The sequence below is a fragment of the Streptomyces sp. NPDC002564 genome, assembly GCF_042889645.1.
In the GTDB taxonomy this organism is placed as follows: domain Bacteria; phylum Actinomycetota; class Actinomycetes; order Streptomycetales; family Streptomycetaceae; genus Streptomyces.
Map to the genome: position 1 here is coordinate 451224 of NZ_JBIARE010000001.1, position 14104 is coordinate 465327.

The 14104-nt window shown below is 72.5% G+C and carries 14 protein-coding genes; 3 read left to right on the forward strand and 11 right to left on the reverse strand.

Annotated features, from left to right (window positions below):
- Positions 1-116: 116 nt before the first annotated feature.
- From ACFYXE_RS02195 to ACFYXE_RS02205, 3 genes are all read right to left on the reverse strand, one after another.
- Positions 117-1769, reverse strand: a complete 1653-nt coding sequence (locus ACFYXE_RS02195) for a phospho-sugar mutase (RefSeq protein ID WP_361170469.1) — start codon at positions 1767-1769, stop codon at positions 117-119.
- A gap of 506 nt (positions 1770-2275) precedes the next feature.
- Positions 2276-3100 (reverse strand): purine-nucleoside phosphorylase, encoded by an 825-nt coding sequence (locus ACFYXE_RS02200; RefSeq protein WP_361170466.1) that lies wholly within the window; start codon positions 3098-3100, stop codon positions 2276-2278.
- Between the two features lie 126 nt (positions 3101-3226).
- On the reverse strand, positions 3227-3664 hold the full coding sequence (locus ACFYXE_RS02205) for a gamma-glutamylcyclotransferase (RefSeq protein WP_361170463.1): 438 nt from the start codon (positions 3662-3664) through the stop codon (positions 3227-3229).
- Positions 3665-3785: 121 nt separating this feature from the next.
- Between ACFYXE_RS02205 and ACFYXE_RS02210 the strand changes: the two genes are divergently transcribed.
- Both ACFYXE_RS02210 and ACFYXE_RS02215 read left to right on the forward strand, forming a co-directional pair.
- Positions 3786-5234, forward strand: a complete 1449-nt coding sequence (locus tag ACFYXE_RS02210; RefSeq protein WP_389308045.1) for an NAD(P)H-quinone dehydrogenase — start codon at positions 3786-3788, stop codon at positions 5232-5234.
- 176 nt (positions 5235-5410) lie between these two features.
- On the forward strand, positions 5411-6382 hold the full coding sequence (locus tag ACFYXE_RS02215; protein ID WP_389308047.1) for a DeoR/GlpR family DNA-binding transcription regulator: 972 nt from the start codon (positions 5411-5413) through the stop codon (positions 6380-6382).
- 105 nt (positions 6383-6487) lie between these two features.
- On the opposite strand, the gene ACFYXE_RS02220 is transcribed toward ACFYXE_RS02215, so the two are convergent.
- The 4 genes from ACFYXE_RS02220 to ACFYXE_RS02235 form a co-directional block, all read right to left on the reverse strand.
- Positions 6488-7051, reverse strand: a complete 564-nt coding sequence (locus ACFYXE_RS02220; protein ID WP_361170546.1) for a helix-turn-helix domain-containing protein — start codon at positions 7049-7051, stop codon at positions 6488-6490.
- A 163-nt stretch (positions 7052-7214) separates the two neighbouring features.
- Positions 7215-7388 (reverse strand): hypothetical protein, encoded by a 174-nt coding sequence (locus ACFYXE_RS02225; protein WP_389308049.1) that lies wholly within the window; start codon positions 7386-7388, stop codon positions 7215-7217.
- A 5-nt stretch (positions 7389-7393) separates the two neighbouring features.
- The gene (locus ACFYXE_RS02230; RefSeq protein WP_389308051.1) at positions 7394-8260 is read right to left on the reverse strand and encodes a hypothetical protein; all 867 of its coding nucleotides are present in this window, start codon (positions 8258-8260) and stop codon (positions 7394-7396) included.
- A 392-nt stretch (positions 8261-8652) separates the two neighbouring features.
- Positions 8653-10425 (reverse strand): biotin carboxylase N-terminal domain-containing protein, encoded by a 1773-nt coding sequence (locus tag ACFYXE_RS02235; protein WP_361170448.1) that lies wholly within the window; start codon positions 10423-10425, stop codon positions 8653-8655.
- A 355-nt stretch (positions 10426-10780) separates the two neighbouring features.
- Between ACFYXE_RS02235 and ACFYXE_RS02240 the strand changes: the two genes are divergently transcribed.
- A complete protein-coding gene (locus ACFYXE_RS02240; RefSeq protein WP_389308053.1) occupies positions 10781-11236 on the forward strand; it encodes a hypothetical protein in 456 nt (151 codons plus the stop codon).
- A gap of 37 nt (positions 11237-11273) precedes the next feature.
- On the opposite strand, the gene ACFYXE_RS02245 is transcribed toward ACFYXE_RS02240, so the two are convergent.
- The 4 genes from ACFYXE_RS02245 to ACFYXE_RS02260 all read right to left on the reverse strand — a co-directional run bounded on the left by ACFYXE_RS02245 (position 11274) and on the right by ACFYXE_RS02260 (position 14008).
- A complete protein-coding gene (locus tag ACFYXE_RS02245; RefSeq protein WP_361170442.1) occupies positions 11274-11882 on the reverse strand; it encodes a nucleoside triphosphate pyrophosphatase in 609 nt (202 codons plus the stop codon).
- Between the two features lie 39 nt (positions 11883-11921).
- Positions 11922-12050: a morphogenic membrane protein MmpB gene (gene mmpB, locus ACFYXE_RS02250; RefSeq protein ID WP_361170439.1), complete on the reverse strand. Its 129-nt coding sequence runs from the start codon at positions 12048-12050 to the stop codon at positions 11922-11924.
- Between the two features lie 71 nt (positions 12051-12121).
- A complete protein-coding gene (locus ACFYXE_RS02255; RefSeq protein ID WP_361170436.1) occupies positions 12122-12328 on the reverse strand; it encodes an acyl-CoA carboxylase epsilon subunit in 207 nt (68 codons plus the stop codon).
- Between the two features lie 54 nt (positions 12329-12382).
- The gene (locus ACFYXE_RS02260; RefSeq protein WP_361170433.1) at positions 12383-14008 is read right to left on the reverse strand and encodes an acyl-CoA carboxylase subunit beta; all 1626 of its coding nucleotides are present in this window, start codon (positions 14006-14008) and stop codon (positions 12383-12385) included.
- Positions 14009-14104: the final 96 nt, after the last annotated feature.

Genomic DNA, 14104 nt, shown 5'->3' on the forward strand with positions numbered 1-14104 from the left:
AGCCGGGGCGCCGTCGTGGGTGGTGCGGGTGGTGCGGGTGGTGCGGGTGGTGCGGGTGGTGCGGGTGGTGCGGGTGGTGGGTGGTGTGTGGTCGGTCGTGGGTGGGTGCGGGAGGCTCAGATGCCCGCCGCGGCCGACAGGTCGCTCTTGATCGTGGCGAGCGTCCGCGTCGCGCGCTCGCGCGCCGCCGGCAGGTCGGCCCTGGACTCCACCGGGACCACCACCTCCAGGTAGCACTTGAGCTTCGGCTCGGTGCCGCTCGGGCGGACGATCACCCGGGCGCCGTCCAGCGTGTACCGCAGGCCGTCGGTGGGCGGCAGCGTCGCCGTGCCGCGCGTCAGGTCCTCCGCGTTCGTCACCGGCAGGCCCGCGAGCGCGGTCGGCGGCTGTTCGCGCAGGCGGCGCATCGCGTCCGCGATCAGCGACAGGTCCTCCACGCGCACCGACAGCTGGTCGGTGGCGTGCAGGCCGTGCTCCAGGGCCAGGTCGTCGAGCAGGTCGAGGAACGTGCGGCCCTGCTCCTTGAGCTCGGAGGCGAGTTCGGTGAGCAGCAGCGCGGCCGTGATGCCGTCCTTGTCGCGCACGCCCTCGGGGTCCACGCAGTAGCCGAGCGCCTCCTCGTAGCCGTAGCGCAGGCCGTCCACGCGGGCGATCCACTTGAAGCCGGTCAGCGTCTCCTCGTACGGCAGGCCCGCCTTCTCCGCGATCCGGCCGAGCAGCGACGACGACACGATCGACTCCGCGAACGTGCCGCGGGCGCCGCGCCGGACCAGGTGGGCGGCGAGCAGGGCGCCCACCTCGTCGCCGCGCAGCATCCGCCAGTCCGCGCCGTCCTTGACGGCCGCCGCGCAGCGGTCCGCGTCCGGGTCGTTGGCGATGATCAGGTCGGGGGCGGGGGTGGTGCGGGCCGCCGTCGCGAAGGACAGGTCCATCGCGCCCGGCTCCTCCGGGTTCGGGAACGCGACGGTCGGGAAGTCCGGGTCGGGCTCGGCCTGTTCGGCGACGAGCGTCGGCTCGGGGAAGCCGGCCCGGGCGAACGCCGCGAGGAGCGTGTCCTTGCCGACGCCGTGCATCGCCGTGTAGACGGCGCGGGCGGTCCGGGGGGAGCCGGGGGCCAGGACGGCGTCCGTACGCGCCAGGTAGGCCTCCAGGACGTCGTCCTGGAGGGTCTCCCAGCCGCTCTCGGGGCGCGGGACGTCGTGCAGGCTCGCGATCGCGTCGATCTCGGCGGCGATCTCCGCGTCGGCGGGCGGGACGATCTGGGAGCCGTCGCCCAGGTAGACCTTGTAGCCGTTGTCGCGCGGGGGGTTGTGGCTCGCGGTGACCTCCACGCCCGCGACGGCGCCGAGGTGCCGTATGGCGAAGGCGAGGACGGGGGTGGGGAGGGGGCGGGGCAGGACGGCCGCGCGCAGGCCGGCGCCGGTCATCACGGCGGCGGTGTCGCGGGCGAAGTCCTCGGACTTGTGGCGGGCGTCGTAGCCGATGACGACGAGGCCGTCGGTCCGGCCCTTGGACTTCAGGTACGCGGCGAGGCCCGCGGCGGCGCGGATGACCACGGAGCGGTTCATGCGCAGGGGGCCCGCGCCGAGTTCGCCGCGGAGGCCGGCGGTGCCGAACTGGAGGGTGCCGGCGAAGCGTGCGGCGAGCTCGTCGAGGTCCTGGCCTTCCAGGAGCTTGGCGAGCTCCTCGCGGGTCTCGGGGTCCGGGTCCTCGGCGAGCCAGGCCTGGGCCCGTGCGATGAGGTCGGGGGTGTCCTGGGCGGTTGGCACGGTTTCTTCAGCCTCTCTCGTGGCGGGTCTCGCCTTGCGGTTGCGGGCGGGGGCGCCTTGTCCGGGGTTCGCCCCGGGTCTCGTCGTGGGGCGGGGCCGCGGGGGTATGTGCGTACTCGCTATCCCTGCGCCCCGCTGCACGAACAAAGACGCTATGGCTTGCTCGGTGCTCCGTGCGCACATACCCCCACGTCCCCTCCGGTGCGCTTGCGGGTGCGGGGCGGTGGGGGCCCGTCCGTCCCCTCGCGTCTCGCGTGCGGGTGCAGGTGCAGGTGCGGCCCGGTGGTCGGTTTCCCGGGCCGAGGCGCGGGAAAGTCCTTCGGGCACCCACCCGGCCCTACTCCCACCGAACGTCGCGGGGCAAACGGGTGGGCGGGTGGGAAAGACCCGTCGCGGAGCGGCGGTTCTGTTTGTGCGGGGGAGACGGAGAGCGGGGAGAACCCCCACCCGCCGGCCCCGCCCGCAGGGGGACGCACGGGGCGCCCACGTCACCCGTCCGCGGAGCGTCAGATGCGGCCGAGGACCTTGCCGAGCAGCTCGCCCATGCGGGTGGCGCTGTCGCGGCCCGCCTGGAGGACCTCCTCGTGGTTGAGGGGCTCGCCCGTCATGCCCGCGGCGAGGTTCGTGACCAGGGAGATGCCGAGCACCTCCGCACCCGCCTCGCGCGCGGCGATCGCCTCGAGGACCGTGGACATGCCGACCAGGTCCGCGCCGATCGTGCGGGCCATGCGGATCTCCGCGGGCGTCTCGTAGTGCGGGCCGGGGAACTGCGCGTAGACGCCCTCCTCCAGGGAGGGGTCGATCTCCTTGCACAGCGTGCGCAGCCGCGGCGAGTAGAGGTCGGTGAGGTCCACGAAGTTCGCGCCGACGATCGGGGACGTCGCCGTGAGGTTCAGGTGGTCGCTGATCAGCACCGGCTGGCCGGGGCGCATGCCCTCGCGCAGGCCGCCGCAGCCGTTGGTCAGCACGATGGTCTTGCAGCCCGCGGCGACGGCCGTACGGACGCCGTGCGCGACGGAGGCCACGCCGCGGCCCTCGTAGTAGTGGGTGCGGCCCAGGAAGACCAGCGCACGCTTGTCGCCGACCTTGAAGGAGCGGATGCGGCCCCCGTGGCCCTCGACGGCCGGCGGCGGGAAGCCGGGCAGCTCGGTGACGGGGAACTCGGCCTCGGGGGTGCCGAGCGCCTCGACGGCCGGCGCCCAGCCGGAGCCCATCACGAGGGCGACGTCGTGGGTCTCGGCGCCCGTCAGCTCACGCAGGCGCGCGGCGGCGGCGTCGGCGGCGGCGTAGGGGTCGCCCTGGATGTCGTCCGGAATAACTGAAGCGTTCACGCCGACGAGAGTAGCCGGTCATGGCCTACGCGCGTAGATGACGATGCTTACGGGATTGCGATCGTTGTCTTGTCGTTTCCCACGAGGGCACGCGGGGCGGCGCGGCCCCGCGAGTGGTGCGAAGCGCTAGCAGGGGCGCTTGCGGAGCTCCATCACGTAGTCGTGGGGCGCTCCCGCGGACTCGGCGGCATCGGCCAGCTCACCCAGGTAGCGCGCCGAGGGCAGGCCGCCCTCGTAGCCGTTGAGCACGTACACCCAGGCGGGTTCCTCGCCCTCCAGGGTGTGCACGCGCACCCGCATGCGCCGGTAGATGTCCAGGCCCACGCCCTCCCACCGGTCCATGGAGTCCTCGTCCATGGGGGCGATGTCGTAGAGGGTCACGAAGACCTGGGAGCGGGGCGCCTCGACGATGGTGGCGAGGGCTCCTTCCCATCCCATGTGCTCCCCGCCGAAGGTGAGCCGCCAGCCGTTCAGCCAGCCGGTCGCGCGCAGCGGTGAGTGCGGGGCGCGGCGTGACATGAGCCGCGGATCCAGATTGCCGGCGTACGCGGCGTAGAGCGACATGTGGTCGAGGGTACGGCAGCAATCACGTACGCCCCTCCCGTGGCGGTGGCACCGCTGGTGCGGAGGGTGGTGCCACGGACGGAGGGCCCCGGGGCGTGAGCACCTTGAAGCGTGCGGGACAATGGAGTACGTGACTCGGATCGTGATCATTGGCGGCGGACCCGGCGGATACGAGGCGGCTCTTGTGGCCGCCCAGCTCGGCGCGGAGGTGACCGTCGTCGACTGCGACGGTCTGGGCGGGGCGTCGGTGCTCACCGACTGCGTCCCGTCGAAGACCCTCATCGCGACGGCCGAGGTGATGACCACCTTCGACTCGTCGTACGAGGAGCTGGGCATCATCGTCGCCGACGACACCCCGCACATCGACACCCCCGCGCGCGTGGTGGGCGTCGACCTCGGCAAGGTCAACCGCCGTGTGAAGCGCCTCGCGCTTGCCCAGTCGCACGACATCACCGCCTCCGTCACGCGGGCGGGCGCGCGCGTGCTGCGCGGCCGCGGCCGCCTGGAGGGCCAGCAGGACACCGACGGCTCGCGCAAGGTCGTGGTGCGGGCCGCCGACGGCACCGAGGAGACCCTGGTCGCCGACGCCGTCCTGATCGCCACCGGCGGTCACCCGCGCGAGGTGCCGGACGCCCAGCCCGACGGCGAGCGGATCCTGAACTGGACCCAGGTGTACGACCTGGACGAGCTCCCCGAGGAGCTCATCGTGGTCGGCTCGGGCGTCACCGGCGCCGAGTTCGCCGGCGCCTACCAGGCCCTCGGGTCGAACGTGACGCTCGTGTCCAGCCGCGACCGGGTGCTCCCGGGCGAGGACCCGGACGCCGCCGCCGTCCTGGAGGACGTCTTCCGCCGCCGCGGCATGAACGTCATGTCCCGCTCCCGCGCCGCCTCCGCCAAGCGCGTCGGGGACCGGGTCGAGGTCACGCTCGACGACGGCCGCGTCATCTCCGGCACGCACTGCCTGATGGCCGTCGGCGCCATCCCGAACAGCAGCGGAATGGGCCTGGAGGACGCCGGGGTCAGGCTGAAGGACTCCGGGCACATCTGGACCGACAAGGTCTCCAGGACGTCCGCCCCCGGCGTGTACGCCGCCGGTGACGTCACCGGCGTCTTCGCGCTCGCCTCCGTCGCCGCCATGCAGGGGCGCATCGCGATGTACCACTTCCTGGGCGACGCGGTGCAGCCGCTGAACCTCAAGACCGTCTCGGCGAACGTCTTCACCGACCCGGAGATCGCGACCGTCGGCTACAGCCAGGCCGACGTCGACTCCGGCAAGATCGACGCCCGCGTCGTCAAGCTGCCGCTGCTGCGCAATCCGCGCGCGAAGATGCAGGGCATCCGGGACGGTTTCGTCAAGATCTTCTGCCGTCCCGGCACCGGCATCGTGGTCGGCGGTGTGGTCGTCGCGCCGCGCGCCTCGGAACTGATCCATCCCATCTCGATCGCGGTCGACAACAATCTGACGGTCGAGCAGATCGCGAATGCGTTCACCGTGTACCCATCGCTTTCGGGGTCGATCGCCGAAGTGGCGCGTCAACTCCACACCCGCAAGACGGCGGGCGAGAGCTGATCCGCGCGGCGGCCTGAATCAACTCTTCGCAGGTCACGGACTGTTGTCGCCCATTCGCGCGGCATAGGCGGGGCGGGTAGGCGTCTATACCACTTCCCGCCCTGCCGTGCGAACAACTTCTGTAATTCGGCGCAAACTGCTGAAAGCAGACGGTCGTTGGGGTTACTGTCAGTTTCGTGTTCGCTGCAGAACGTCGCCAATTGATCCTCGAAATGGTGCGGGCCAACGGGGCGGTATCGCTCCGTGAGCTCGCCCGCGTCGTCCAGACCTCCGAAGTGACCGTACGGCGGGACGTGCGCGCGCTGGAGGCAGAAGGACTCCTCGACCGCCGACATGGCGGTGCGGTATTGCCGGGCGGATTCACGCGGGAGTCCGGCTTTCCGCAGAAATCACATCTCGCGACCGCCGAGAAGACGGCCATCGCCGATCTCGCGGCGGGACTCGTCGAAGAGGGCGAAGCCATCGTCGTCGGGGCGGGTACGACCACGCAGGAGCTGGCCCGCCGGCTCGCGCGGGTACCCGGCCTGACCGTCGTCACCAACTCGCTGCTGGTGGCACAGGCGCTGGCCCACGCCAACAGGGTGGAAGTCGTCATGACCGGCGGCACCCTGCGCGGCTCCAACTACGCGCTCGTGGGCAGCGGCGCCGAGCAGTCCCTCCAGGGGCTGCGGGTGTCGCGGGCCTTCCTGTCGGGCAGTGGGCTGACCGCCGAGCGCGGCCTGTCCACGTCCAACATGCTCTCCGCGAGCGTGGACCGGGCGCTGGTCCAGGCGGCGGCCGAGGTCGTGGTCCTCGCGGACCACACCAAGCTCGGCACCGACACGATGTTCCAGACGGTGCCGACGGACGTCATCACGCGCCTGGTCACCGACGAGCCGCCGGGGCACGACGACCGGGCGGCCACGGAACTGCAGGCCCTGGCCGACCAGGGCGTACAGATCACGGTGACGGGCGGTACCACCGCCCCTAACTCCGGGCCCGGCGCCGATTCCGTCCCCGCGGGGCGTCAGCCGCGCCGGGACGTGCCCCTGCCGGGTCAGCGTCGCAACCACGGGGCGGGTCCTGGCCAGCAACTGCGCAGCGCGATCCTCGGGGAGCAGCCGCCCGGGGAGCGGGCCGCGCGGGTCGCGGACCTGCGCCGCCGCTGACCGGCCCGGCCGCGGGAGCGCCGGGCGGTGTCCGGCGGGCGGTGTCCGGTGGATGGTGTCCGGCGGGCGTGCCGCGCCGTGCTCCGGCACGGGGCGCCACGGCCGCTACGCCGCCGCCTGCCCGTCGGCCTTCAGGCCGCGCAGCGTCAGCGTGAGCAGGCGGTCGGCCAACTCCGGGTCGTCCGGGGTCTCCTCGGCCGCCAGCGAGATCGCGTTGGTCAGCTGCAACAGGTCGGAGATGGAGACGTCGGGCCGCACCGCTCCCGCCTCCTGGGCGCGCACGAGCAGTGCCGCGCCCGCCTCGCGCATGGGCATGCTGCACCGCGCCAGCGCCGAAGTGTCGTCGTGCGAGGCCGACATGAGAGCGCTCGACAGGCCGCGGTACTCACCCGCATGAGTGACGATGGCGCGCAGCCACGCCACCAGCGCCGCACAGGGCTGCGGGTCGTCGAGCAGGCCGCGCGAGCGCGCCAGCAGATCGCTCACGGCGTCCTGCCAGACCGCGCTCATCAGCGCGTGCCGGTTGGGGAAGTGCCGGTAGAGGGTGCCGATGCCGACGCCCGCGCGGCGCGCCACGTCCTCCAGGGACGCGCCCGTGCCGTGCTCGGCGAAGGCGGAGCGTGCCTCGGCGAGCAGCCGGTCGTAGTTGCGGCGGGCGTCGGCCCGCATGGTGCGCTCCGACTGCGCCGACTGCTGCGGCGCTCTCGCCTGCTGGCCCGTGCCGGTCGTCATCCCCGCACCCTTCGTGAACGTACGCGTCCCCCAAGGATGCCACTGCCCGTGCCGCGGGACCGGGCGAGGTCGGCCCCGGCGGGCGGCGGGGCGGCGCCGGTCAGGGCGTGCGGCGGGCGAAGAAGGCGTCCAGCTCCGCCCGTGCCCTGCGCTCGCGGCGGTGCGGCGGCAGGGCGCCCCCGCGCAGGTTCCGGGTCAGCCACAGGACCAGCGGGTACGTGACGCAGGTGCCGAGCAGCGCGCCGCTCAGCACCCCGGTGACCAGGTCGTTCATGATCGTCAACTCACCTTCGTACGAAGTCTTCCGGCGCCGCCTGCCGGGCCCGGGCGGATGCCGTCGAGGGCCGCGGCGATCATCGTGGCGCCGTCGTCGCGGCTGACCGCGCCGTAGCCGAGCTGCCGCCAGCGGGCGTCCACCGCGTCGCTCTCGTAGTACGGCACCGGGCCCGCCGCCGACGGGACCCTCAGCGGCGCGGGCTCGCGGGCGCAGGCGTGGCAGGCGGCGACGTCCCCGGTGCCGGACGGCTGCGGCACGCGCGTGTGGCCGCGCTCGTGCAGCGGGTTGAAGTAGCAGGGCGGGTCGGGCCGCAGCGGGCGCTCGGTGACCAGCGCCTCCAGGGCGCGCAGTCCGATGCGGGCGAACTCCACCGCCGCGACGAGTTCCCCCAGGGCGTGCGCGGTGTCGTACGCCGGGTCCGGGCTCTGCGGTTCCCCGTAGGTGGGGCGGATCACCGCGTTGCTCGCCTGGATGGACGCGGTGACGGCGAACGAGGCCAGCTCGGTGCGCAGTTCGGGCGCCAGCGTGCAGGTGTGGCGCAGGGCGTCGCCGAGCGCGGAGGCGTCGCTGAGCAGTTCCGCGGCGCGCTCGGCGTGCGGGCGCAGGGCCTCGGGGTCGCCGTCGGGGTCCGGCAGCGGGGCGCGCCAGTCGGGCGCGGGCAGGGGCAGGGCGAAGGTGTAGGGGCGGCGGCGGCCCAGCGGGAGGCGGGTGAAGCGGCGCAGCAGGGCGAGCGACAGGGTGGCGGAGAGGCCGAGGAGGAGGCCGGCCTCGTAGCGCCATGCGGGGGGTGCGGTCGTGGCGAGGGCGCTGGTCGCTGTGACGGTGGCGGTGGCGGTGAGCAGGGCGAGGGCGTCCCTCGTGCGGTTCACTGACGTCCCCCCGTGGTCCTCGGCTCTCGGCCTGTACGGCTCTCCTGTACGGCTCTCCTGTACGGCTCTCCTGTACGGCTCTCCTGTACGGCTCTACGGAGGGAGGACGCGGGTGGGGCCCGGGGCGGTTGCGGGTGGACCCGCGACGGGGTCGGCGTCTGTCGCGGGCTCCGCCGCGCTCGTCCTCAAGCGCCGGACGGGCTGATATCTCCGCCCCCGTCCCGGTTCCGTCAGGCTCCGGCTGAGGCCTGTCGCGGGCTCCGCCGCGCTCGTCCTCAAGCGCCGGACGGGCTGGAAGCGCCGCGTCTCGGCACACTTTGGCACTCGGTACAAAGCCCGTGGGCCGGCCCGGGTGTTCCGGGTCGGCCCACGAGGGTGTTTCGGGGGTGCGGTCAGTCCTTGATCTCGCAGATGACCGCGCCGGAGGTCAGGCTCGCGCCTACCTCCGCGGTGAGGCCCTTGACCGTGCCCGAGCGGTGCGCGTTCAGGGGCTGTTCCATCTTCATGGCCTCCAGGACGACGACCAGGTCGCCCTCCTTGATCTCCTGGCCCTCCTCGACCGCGACCTTGACGATCGTGCCCTGCATGGGCGAGGCGAGGGTGTCGCCGGAGGCGGCCGGACCGGACTTCTTGGCCGCGCGGCGCTTGGGGCGGGCGCCGCCCGCCGCCGCGGTGCGCGCGATCGTCATGCCGAGGGAGGACGGCAGCGAGACCTCCAGGCGCTTGCCGCCGACCTCGACGACGACCGTCTCGCGGCCCGGCTCCTCGTCCGTCTCGGCGTCCGCGGCGGCCGTGAACGGCGGGATCTCGTTGACGAACTCGGTCTCGATCCAGCGGGTGTGGACCGTGAACGGGTCGGCGGAGCCGGTCAGTTCGGGGGCGAACGCCGGGTCCGTGACGACGGCGCGGTGGAACGGGATGGCGGTCGCCATGCCCTCGACGGTGAACTCCGCGAGGGCGCGGGAGGCGCGCTGCAGCGCCTGCTCGCGGGTCGCGCCGGTGACGATCAGCTTGGCGAGGAGCGAGTCCCAGGCCGGGCCGATGACCGAGCCGGACTCGACGCCCGCGTCCAGGCGGACACCGGGGCCCGAGGGCGGCGCGAAGGTGGTGACGGTGCCGGGCGCGGGCAGGAAGTTGCGGCCCGGGTCCTCGCCGTTGATGCGGAACTCGAAGGAGTGGCCGCGCAGTTCGGGGTCGCCGTAGCCGAGCTCCTCGCCGTCGGCGATGCGGAACATCTCGCGGACCAGGTCGATGCCCGCGACCTCTTCGGTGACCGGGTGCTCCACCTGCAGACGGGTGTTGACCTCCAGGAAGGAGATCGTGCCGTCGACGCCGACGAGGAACTCGACGGTGCCCGCGCCGACGTAACCGGCCTCCTTGAGGATGGCCTTCGAGGCGCTGTAGAGCTGCTCGGTCTGCGCCTCGGAGAGGAACGGCGCCGGGGCCTCCTCGACCAGCTTCTGGTGGCGGCGCTGCAGCGAGCAGTCACGGGTCGAGACGACGACCACGTTGCCGTGCTTGTCCGCGAGGCACTGGGTCTCCACGTGCCGCGGCTTGTCGAGGTAGCGCTCGACGAAGCACTCGCCGCGGCCGAAGGCCGCCACGGCCTCGCGCACCGCGGACTCGTACAGCTCGGGGACCTCTTCGAGGGTGCGGGCGACCTTCAGACCGCGGCCGCCACCGCCGAACGCCGCCTTGATCGCGATCGGCAGGCCGTTCGCCTCGGCGAAGGCCACCACCTCGTCGGCGCCCGACACGGGGTCGGGCGTACCGGCGACCAGCGGGGCCCCGGCGCGCTGCGCGATGTGCCGCGCGGCGACCTTGTCGCCCAGGTCACGGATGGCCTGCGGCGGCGGGCCGATCCAGTTCAGGCCCGCGTCGATGACGGCCTGCGCGAAGTCGGCGTTCTCCGAAAGGAAGCCGTACCCGGGGTGGACGGCGTCCGCCCCCGCGTCCTTGGCCGCGGCCAGCACCTTGGAGATGTCCAGGTAGCTGGTGGCCGGAGTGTCACCGCCCAGCGCGAACGCCTCATCGGCTGCCCGTACATGCAGAGCGTCCCGGTCCGGGTCTGCGTAGACGGCTACGCTCGCGATCCCTGCGTCCCGGCATGCCCGGGCAACGCGGACAGCGATTTCGCCACGGTTGGCGATGAGCACCTTGCGCACGATGGCTCCCTCCTTGAAACAAGCCGAGTTTAGGGACTGCCGACACGGGCTTACGACCCGTCCCCAATGGTGAGCTTGCCCACACGGAGTGTGACTCGAGGCCGGCTAGGTCCGCGAAATCCCTTGTCGTACCGCGGTACGCAGGGTCCCTCCACCGCAGCGTAGCCCGCCGGTGTGGTCAAGGTCTCTGTGAGTCGGTGCTGCGCGGGCGCCCCATTCTTTGTGGAGTCCCTACGAATGGCCCAATGATTCTTTGCCTGCGGCCCAGCTCTTGTCCCGGGGTTTACCCGTTAGTAGCGTTCGCGATGGCTCGAACGTACTAGGGGTAACAGCAGCGGAAAGAGGGTGGGGCGCCGTGGCGCGCAGACCGGTGGCCTGGGTTGGCGCGATCGTTCTCCTCGCGGAGGCGGTCGGCATCGCGCTCCTCAACTGGTTCCTCGGCCTCGTCGTCGACAAGCAGGACATGTCCCTGGCGGGCCTCGACCCGCACGCGATGACCGTCTCGACCTGGATCGCCGGCGTCCTCTTCGGCGGCTACCTCGCGGTGTGCGCCGTGATCCTGGCCCGCACCGCCGCCCGCGACCGCGCCCCCGGCACCTTCGGCCGGCTGCTCCTGATCAGCTGCGCCGTCGTGCACGGCCTGCTCGGCGCCTTCTGCGTCGGCCTGGTCGGCTGGGCCGCCTTCGCCTTCATGATGGTCGCGCTCGGCCTGATCGTCCTGCCGCTCGTGGCCTACGAGAAGAAGGCGCAGCGCGAGGGCGCGGCGGACGGCGGCGCGGCGCCCGAGGGCGGGGCGCCGCAGCCCGCCTGAGCCCGCGCGGCCCGGCCGCCGGTCCGTGCGGGGCCGGCTACTTCTGCCACAACTCCGTGATGCTCACGCCCAGTTCGGCGAGGAGCCGGCGCAGCAGCGGCAGCGAGAGGCCGATCACGTTGCCGTGGTCGCCCTCGATGCCCTCGATGAACGGCGCCGAGCGGCCGTCCAGCGTGAACGCGCCCGCCACGTGCAGCGGTTCGCCGCTGGCGACGTAGGCGGCGACCTCGGCGTCGGTGGGCTCGCCGAAGCGGACCACGGTCGAGGCGGTCGCGGAGGCGTACCGGCCCGAGGCGGTGTCGTGGACGCAGTGGCCGGTCTGCAGGACGCCCGCGCGGCCGCGCATGTCCTTCCAGCGGGCGGTGGCCTCCTCGGCGTCGGCGGGCTTGCCGAGCGCCCGGCCGTCCAGCTCCAGGACGGAGTCGCAGCCGATCACCAGCGCGCCCTTGGCGTCGGGCCGCGCGGCGACCACCGACGCCTTGGCCTCGGCCAGGGCGAGCGCGAGCTCGGCGGGGGTGGGCGCGGACACCTTGTCCTCGTCGACGCCGCTGACGATCACCTCGGGGGCGAGGCCCGCCTGCCGGAGCAGGCCGAGCCGGGCGGGTGACTGGGAGGCGAGGACGAGACGGCGGGGCTGATCACTCATGCGGTCAGCGTAGGCGCTCCGCGGGCGGCGGGGCCGCGTTCAGTGGATGCCGAGCACGAACATCGCGACCACCATGGCGAGGGCGAGGACCAGTCCCGCACGGCGCATTTTCGCCTGCAGGTCTCGCATGTCCTTGGGAGGGTTGTCCTCCGGATCCGACCACAGCATGTCTTCGATACTGCGGGCGGGCGGACCGGGGCGCCTGAGTACGCGTACTCAGGTTCCCCGGCCCGTCTCGCCTAGCCGGGCCAGTAGGTGCGGCCCCACGCCGTGGGCGAGGGCGCGGGCAGCCGGTGCCTGGCCACCCGCGCGGGGTCGGACCAGGAGTCGGACGGCTCGGGCGCGCCGGACGGCCGCCCTGCGACCGCCGCGGCGCGCGCCTGGACCACCGCCAGGGCGGCGGCGAGCTCCTCCGGGGTCGGATTGCCCCGTACGACCTTGATCATGAGGCCCTCCCTGAGGGACTAGCGGGACTAGCGGGACTGGCTGGGGAGTGCGGGCTAGAGGGGGATGTTGCCGTGCTTCTTCGGAGGCAGGGATTCCCGCTTCGTGCGCAGTTGACGCAGTCCGCGCACCAGATGCGAGCGGGTCTCCGACGGCATGATCACCGCGTCGATGTAGCCGCGCTCGGCCGCCGTGTACGGGTTCAGCAGGGCGTCCTCGTACTCCTGGATGAGCTGCGCGCGGGTCGCCTCCTGGTCGTCGGCGGCGGCGATGGTGCGGCGGTGCAGGATGTTCACCGCGCCCTGCGCGCCCATCACCGCGATCTGCGCGGTCGGCCAGGCGAGGTTCAGGTCCGCGCCCAGGTGCTTGGAGCCCATCACGTCGTACGCGCCGCCGAAGGCCTTGCGGGTGATGACGGTGATCAGCGGGACCGTCGCCTCCGCGTAGGCGTAGATCAGCTTCGCGCCGCGCCGGATGATGCCCGTGTGCTCCTGCTCGACGCCCGGCAGGAAGCCCGGCACGTCCACGAAGGTGATCACCGGGACGTTGAACGCGTCGCAGGTGCGCACGAAGCGCGCCGCCTTCTCGGAGGCGTCGATGTTCAGACAGCCGGCGAACTGGGTCGGCTGGTTGGCGACGATGCCCACCGGGTGGCCCTCGACCCGGCCGAAGCCGGTGACGATGTTCGGCGCGAACAGCGGCTGCGTCTCGAAGAACTCCGCGTCGTCCAGCACGTGTTCGATCACGCCGTGCATGTCGTACGGCTGGTTGGCGCTGTCCGGGATCAGCGTGTCGAGGGCGAGGTCCTCGTCCGTGGGGGTGAGGTCGGCCTCCTCGGGGAAGGCCGGCGGCTCGCTGAGGTTGTTCGAAGGCAGGTACGACAGGAGGGACTTGACGTACTCGATGGCGTCCTTCTCGTCGCCCGCCATGTGGTGCGCGACGCCCGACGTGGCGTTGTGGGTGCGGGCGCCGCCCAGCTCCTCGAAGCCGACGTCCTCGCCCGTGACGGTCTTGATGACGTCGGGGCCCGTGATGAACATGTGCGAGGTCTGGTCGACCATGACCGTGAAGTCGGTGATCGCCGGGGAGTACACGGCGCCGCCGGCGCAGGGCCCGACGACCAGGCTGATCTGCGGGATCACGCCCGACGCGTGCGTGTTGCGGCGGAAGATCTCGCCGTACATGCCGAGGGCCATGACGCCCTCCTGGATGCGGGCGCCGCCGGAGTCGTTGATGCCGACGACCGGACAGCCGGTCTTCAGCGCGAAGTCCATGACCTTGACGATCTTCTGGCCGAAGACCTCGCCGAGGGCCCCGCCGAAGACGGTGAAGTCCTGCGAGAACACGGCGACCGGGCGGCCGTCGACCGTGCCGTACCCGGTCACCACGCCGTCGCCGTACGGCCGGTTCTTCTCCAGGCCGAAGTTGGTCGAGCGGTGCTGCGCGAACTCGTCGAACTCGACGAAGGAGCCCTCGTCGAGCAGGAGTTCCACGCGCTCGCGCGCCGTCAGCTTCCCCTTGGCGTGCTGCTTCTCCACCGCGCGGGCCGAGCCCGCGTGCTTGGCCTCCTCGATGCGGCGCTGCAGGTCGGCGAGCTTTCCCGCGGTCGTATGGATGTCGATGGCGCCGTCTTCGGCGGTGCGGTCTTGCGCGGGCACGTTGGGCTCTTCCGGCTCGGACATCGGGATGCGGCTCCCTGCCTGCTCAAAGGTGCTTGTCTACGGCTGTGCGGCTGGCTACTGACCCGTAGCGTATCGGCGCCGATACCGTTCGGCAGT

Bases quoted from the DNA above. Each gene is read 5' to 3' on its own strand.
- ACFYXE_RS02205 (WP_361170463.1), bottom strand. From the start codon at position 3,664: ATGTCGCTCTACGCCGCGTACGCCGGCAATCTGGATCCGCGGCTCATG.
- ACFYXE_RS02210 (WP_389308045.1), top strand. From the start codon at position 3,786: ATGGAGTACGTGACTCGGATCGTGATCATTGGCGGCGGACCCGGCGGA.
- ACFYXE_RS02220 (WP_361170546.1), bottom strand. From the start codon at position 7,051: ATGCGGGCCGACGCCCGCCGCAACTACGACCGGCTGCTCGCCGAGGCA.
- ACFYXE_RS02225 (WP_389308049.1), bottom strand. From the start codon at position 7,388: ATGAACGACCTGGTCACCGGGGTGCTGAGCGGCGCGCTGCTCGGCACC.
- ACFYXE_RS02245 (WP_361170442.1), bottom strand. From the start codon at position 11,882: ATGAGTGATCAGCCCCGCCGTCTCGTCCTCGCCTCCCAGTCACCCGCC.
- mmpB (WP_361170439.1), bottom strand. From the start codon at position 12,050: ATGCTGTGGTCGGATCCGGAGGACAACCCTCCCAAGGACATGCGAGAC.
- ACFYXE_RS02255 (WP_361170436.1), bottom strand. From the start codon at position 12,328: ATGATCAAGGTCGTACGGGGCAATCCGACCCCGGAGGAGCTCGCCGCC.
- ACFYXE_RS02260 (WP_361170433.1), bottom strand. From the start codon at position 14,008: ATGTCCGAGCCGGAAGAGCCCAACGTGCCCGCGCAAGACCGCACCGCC.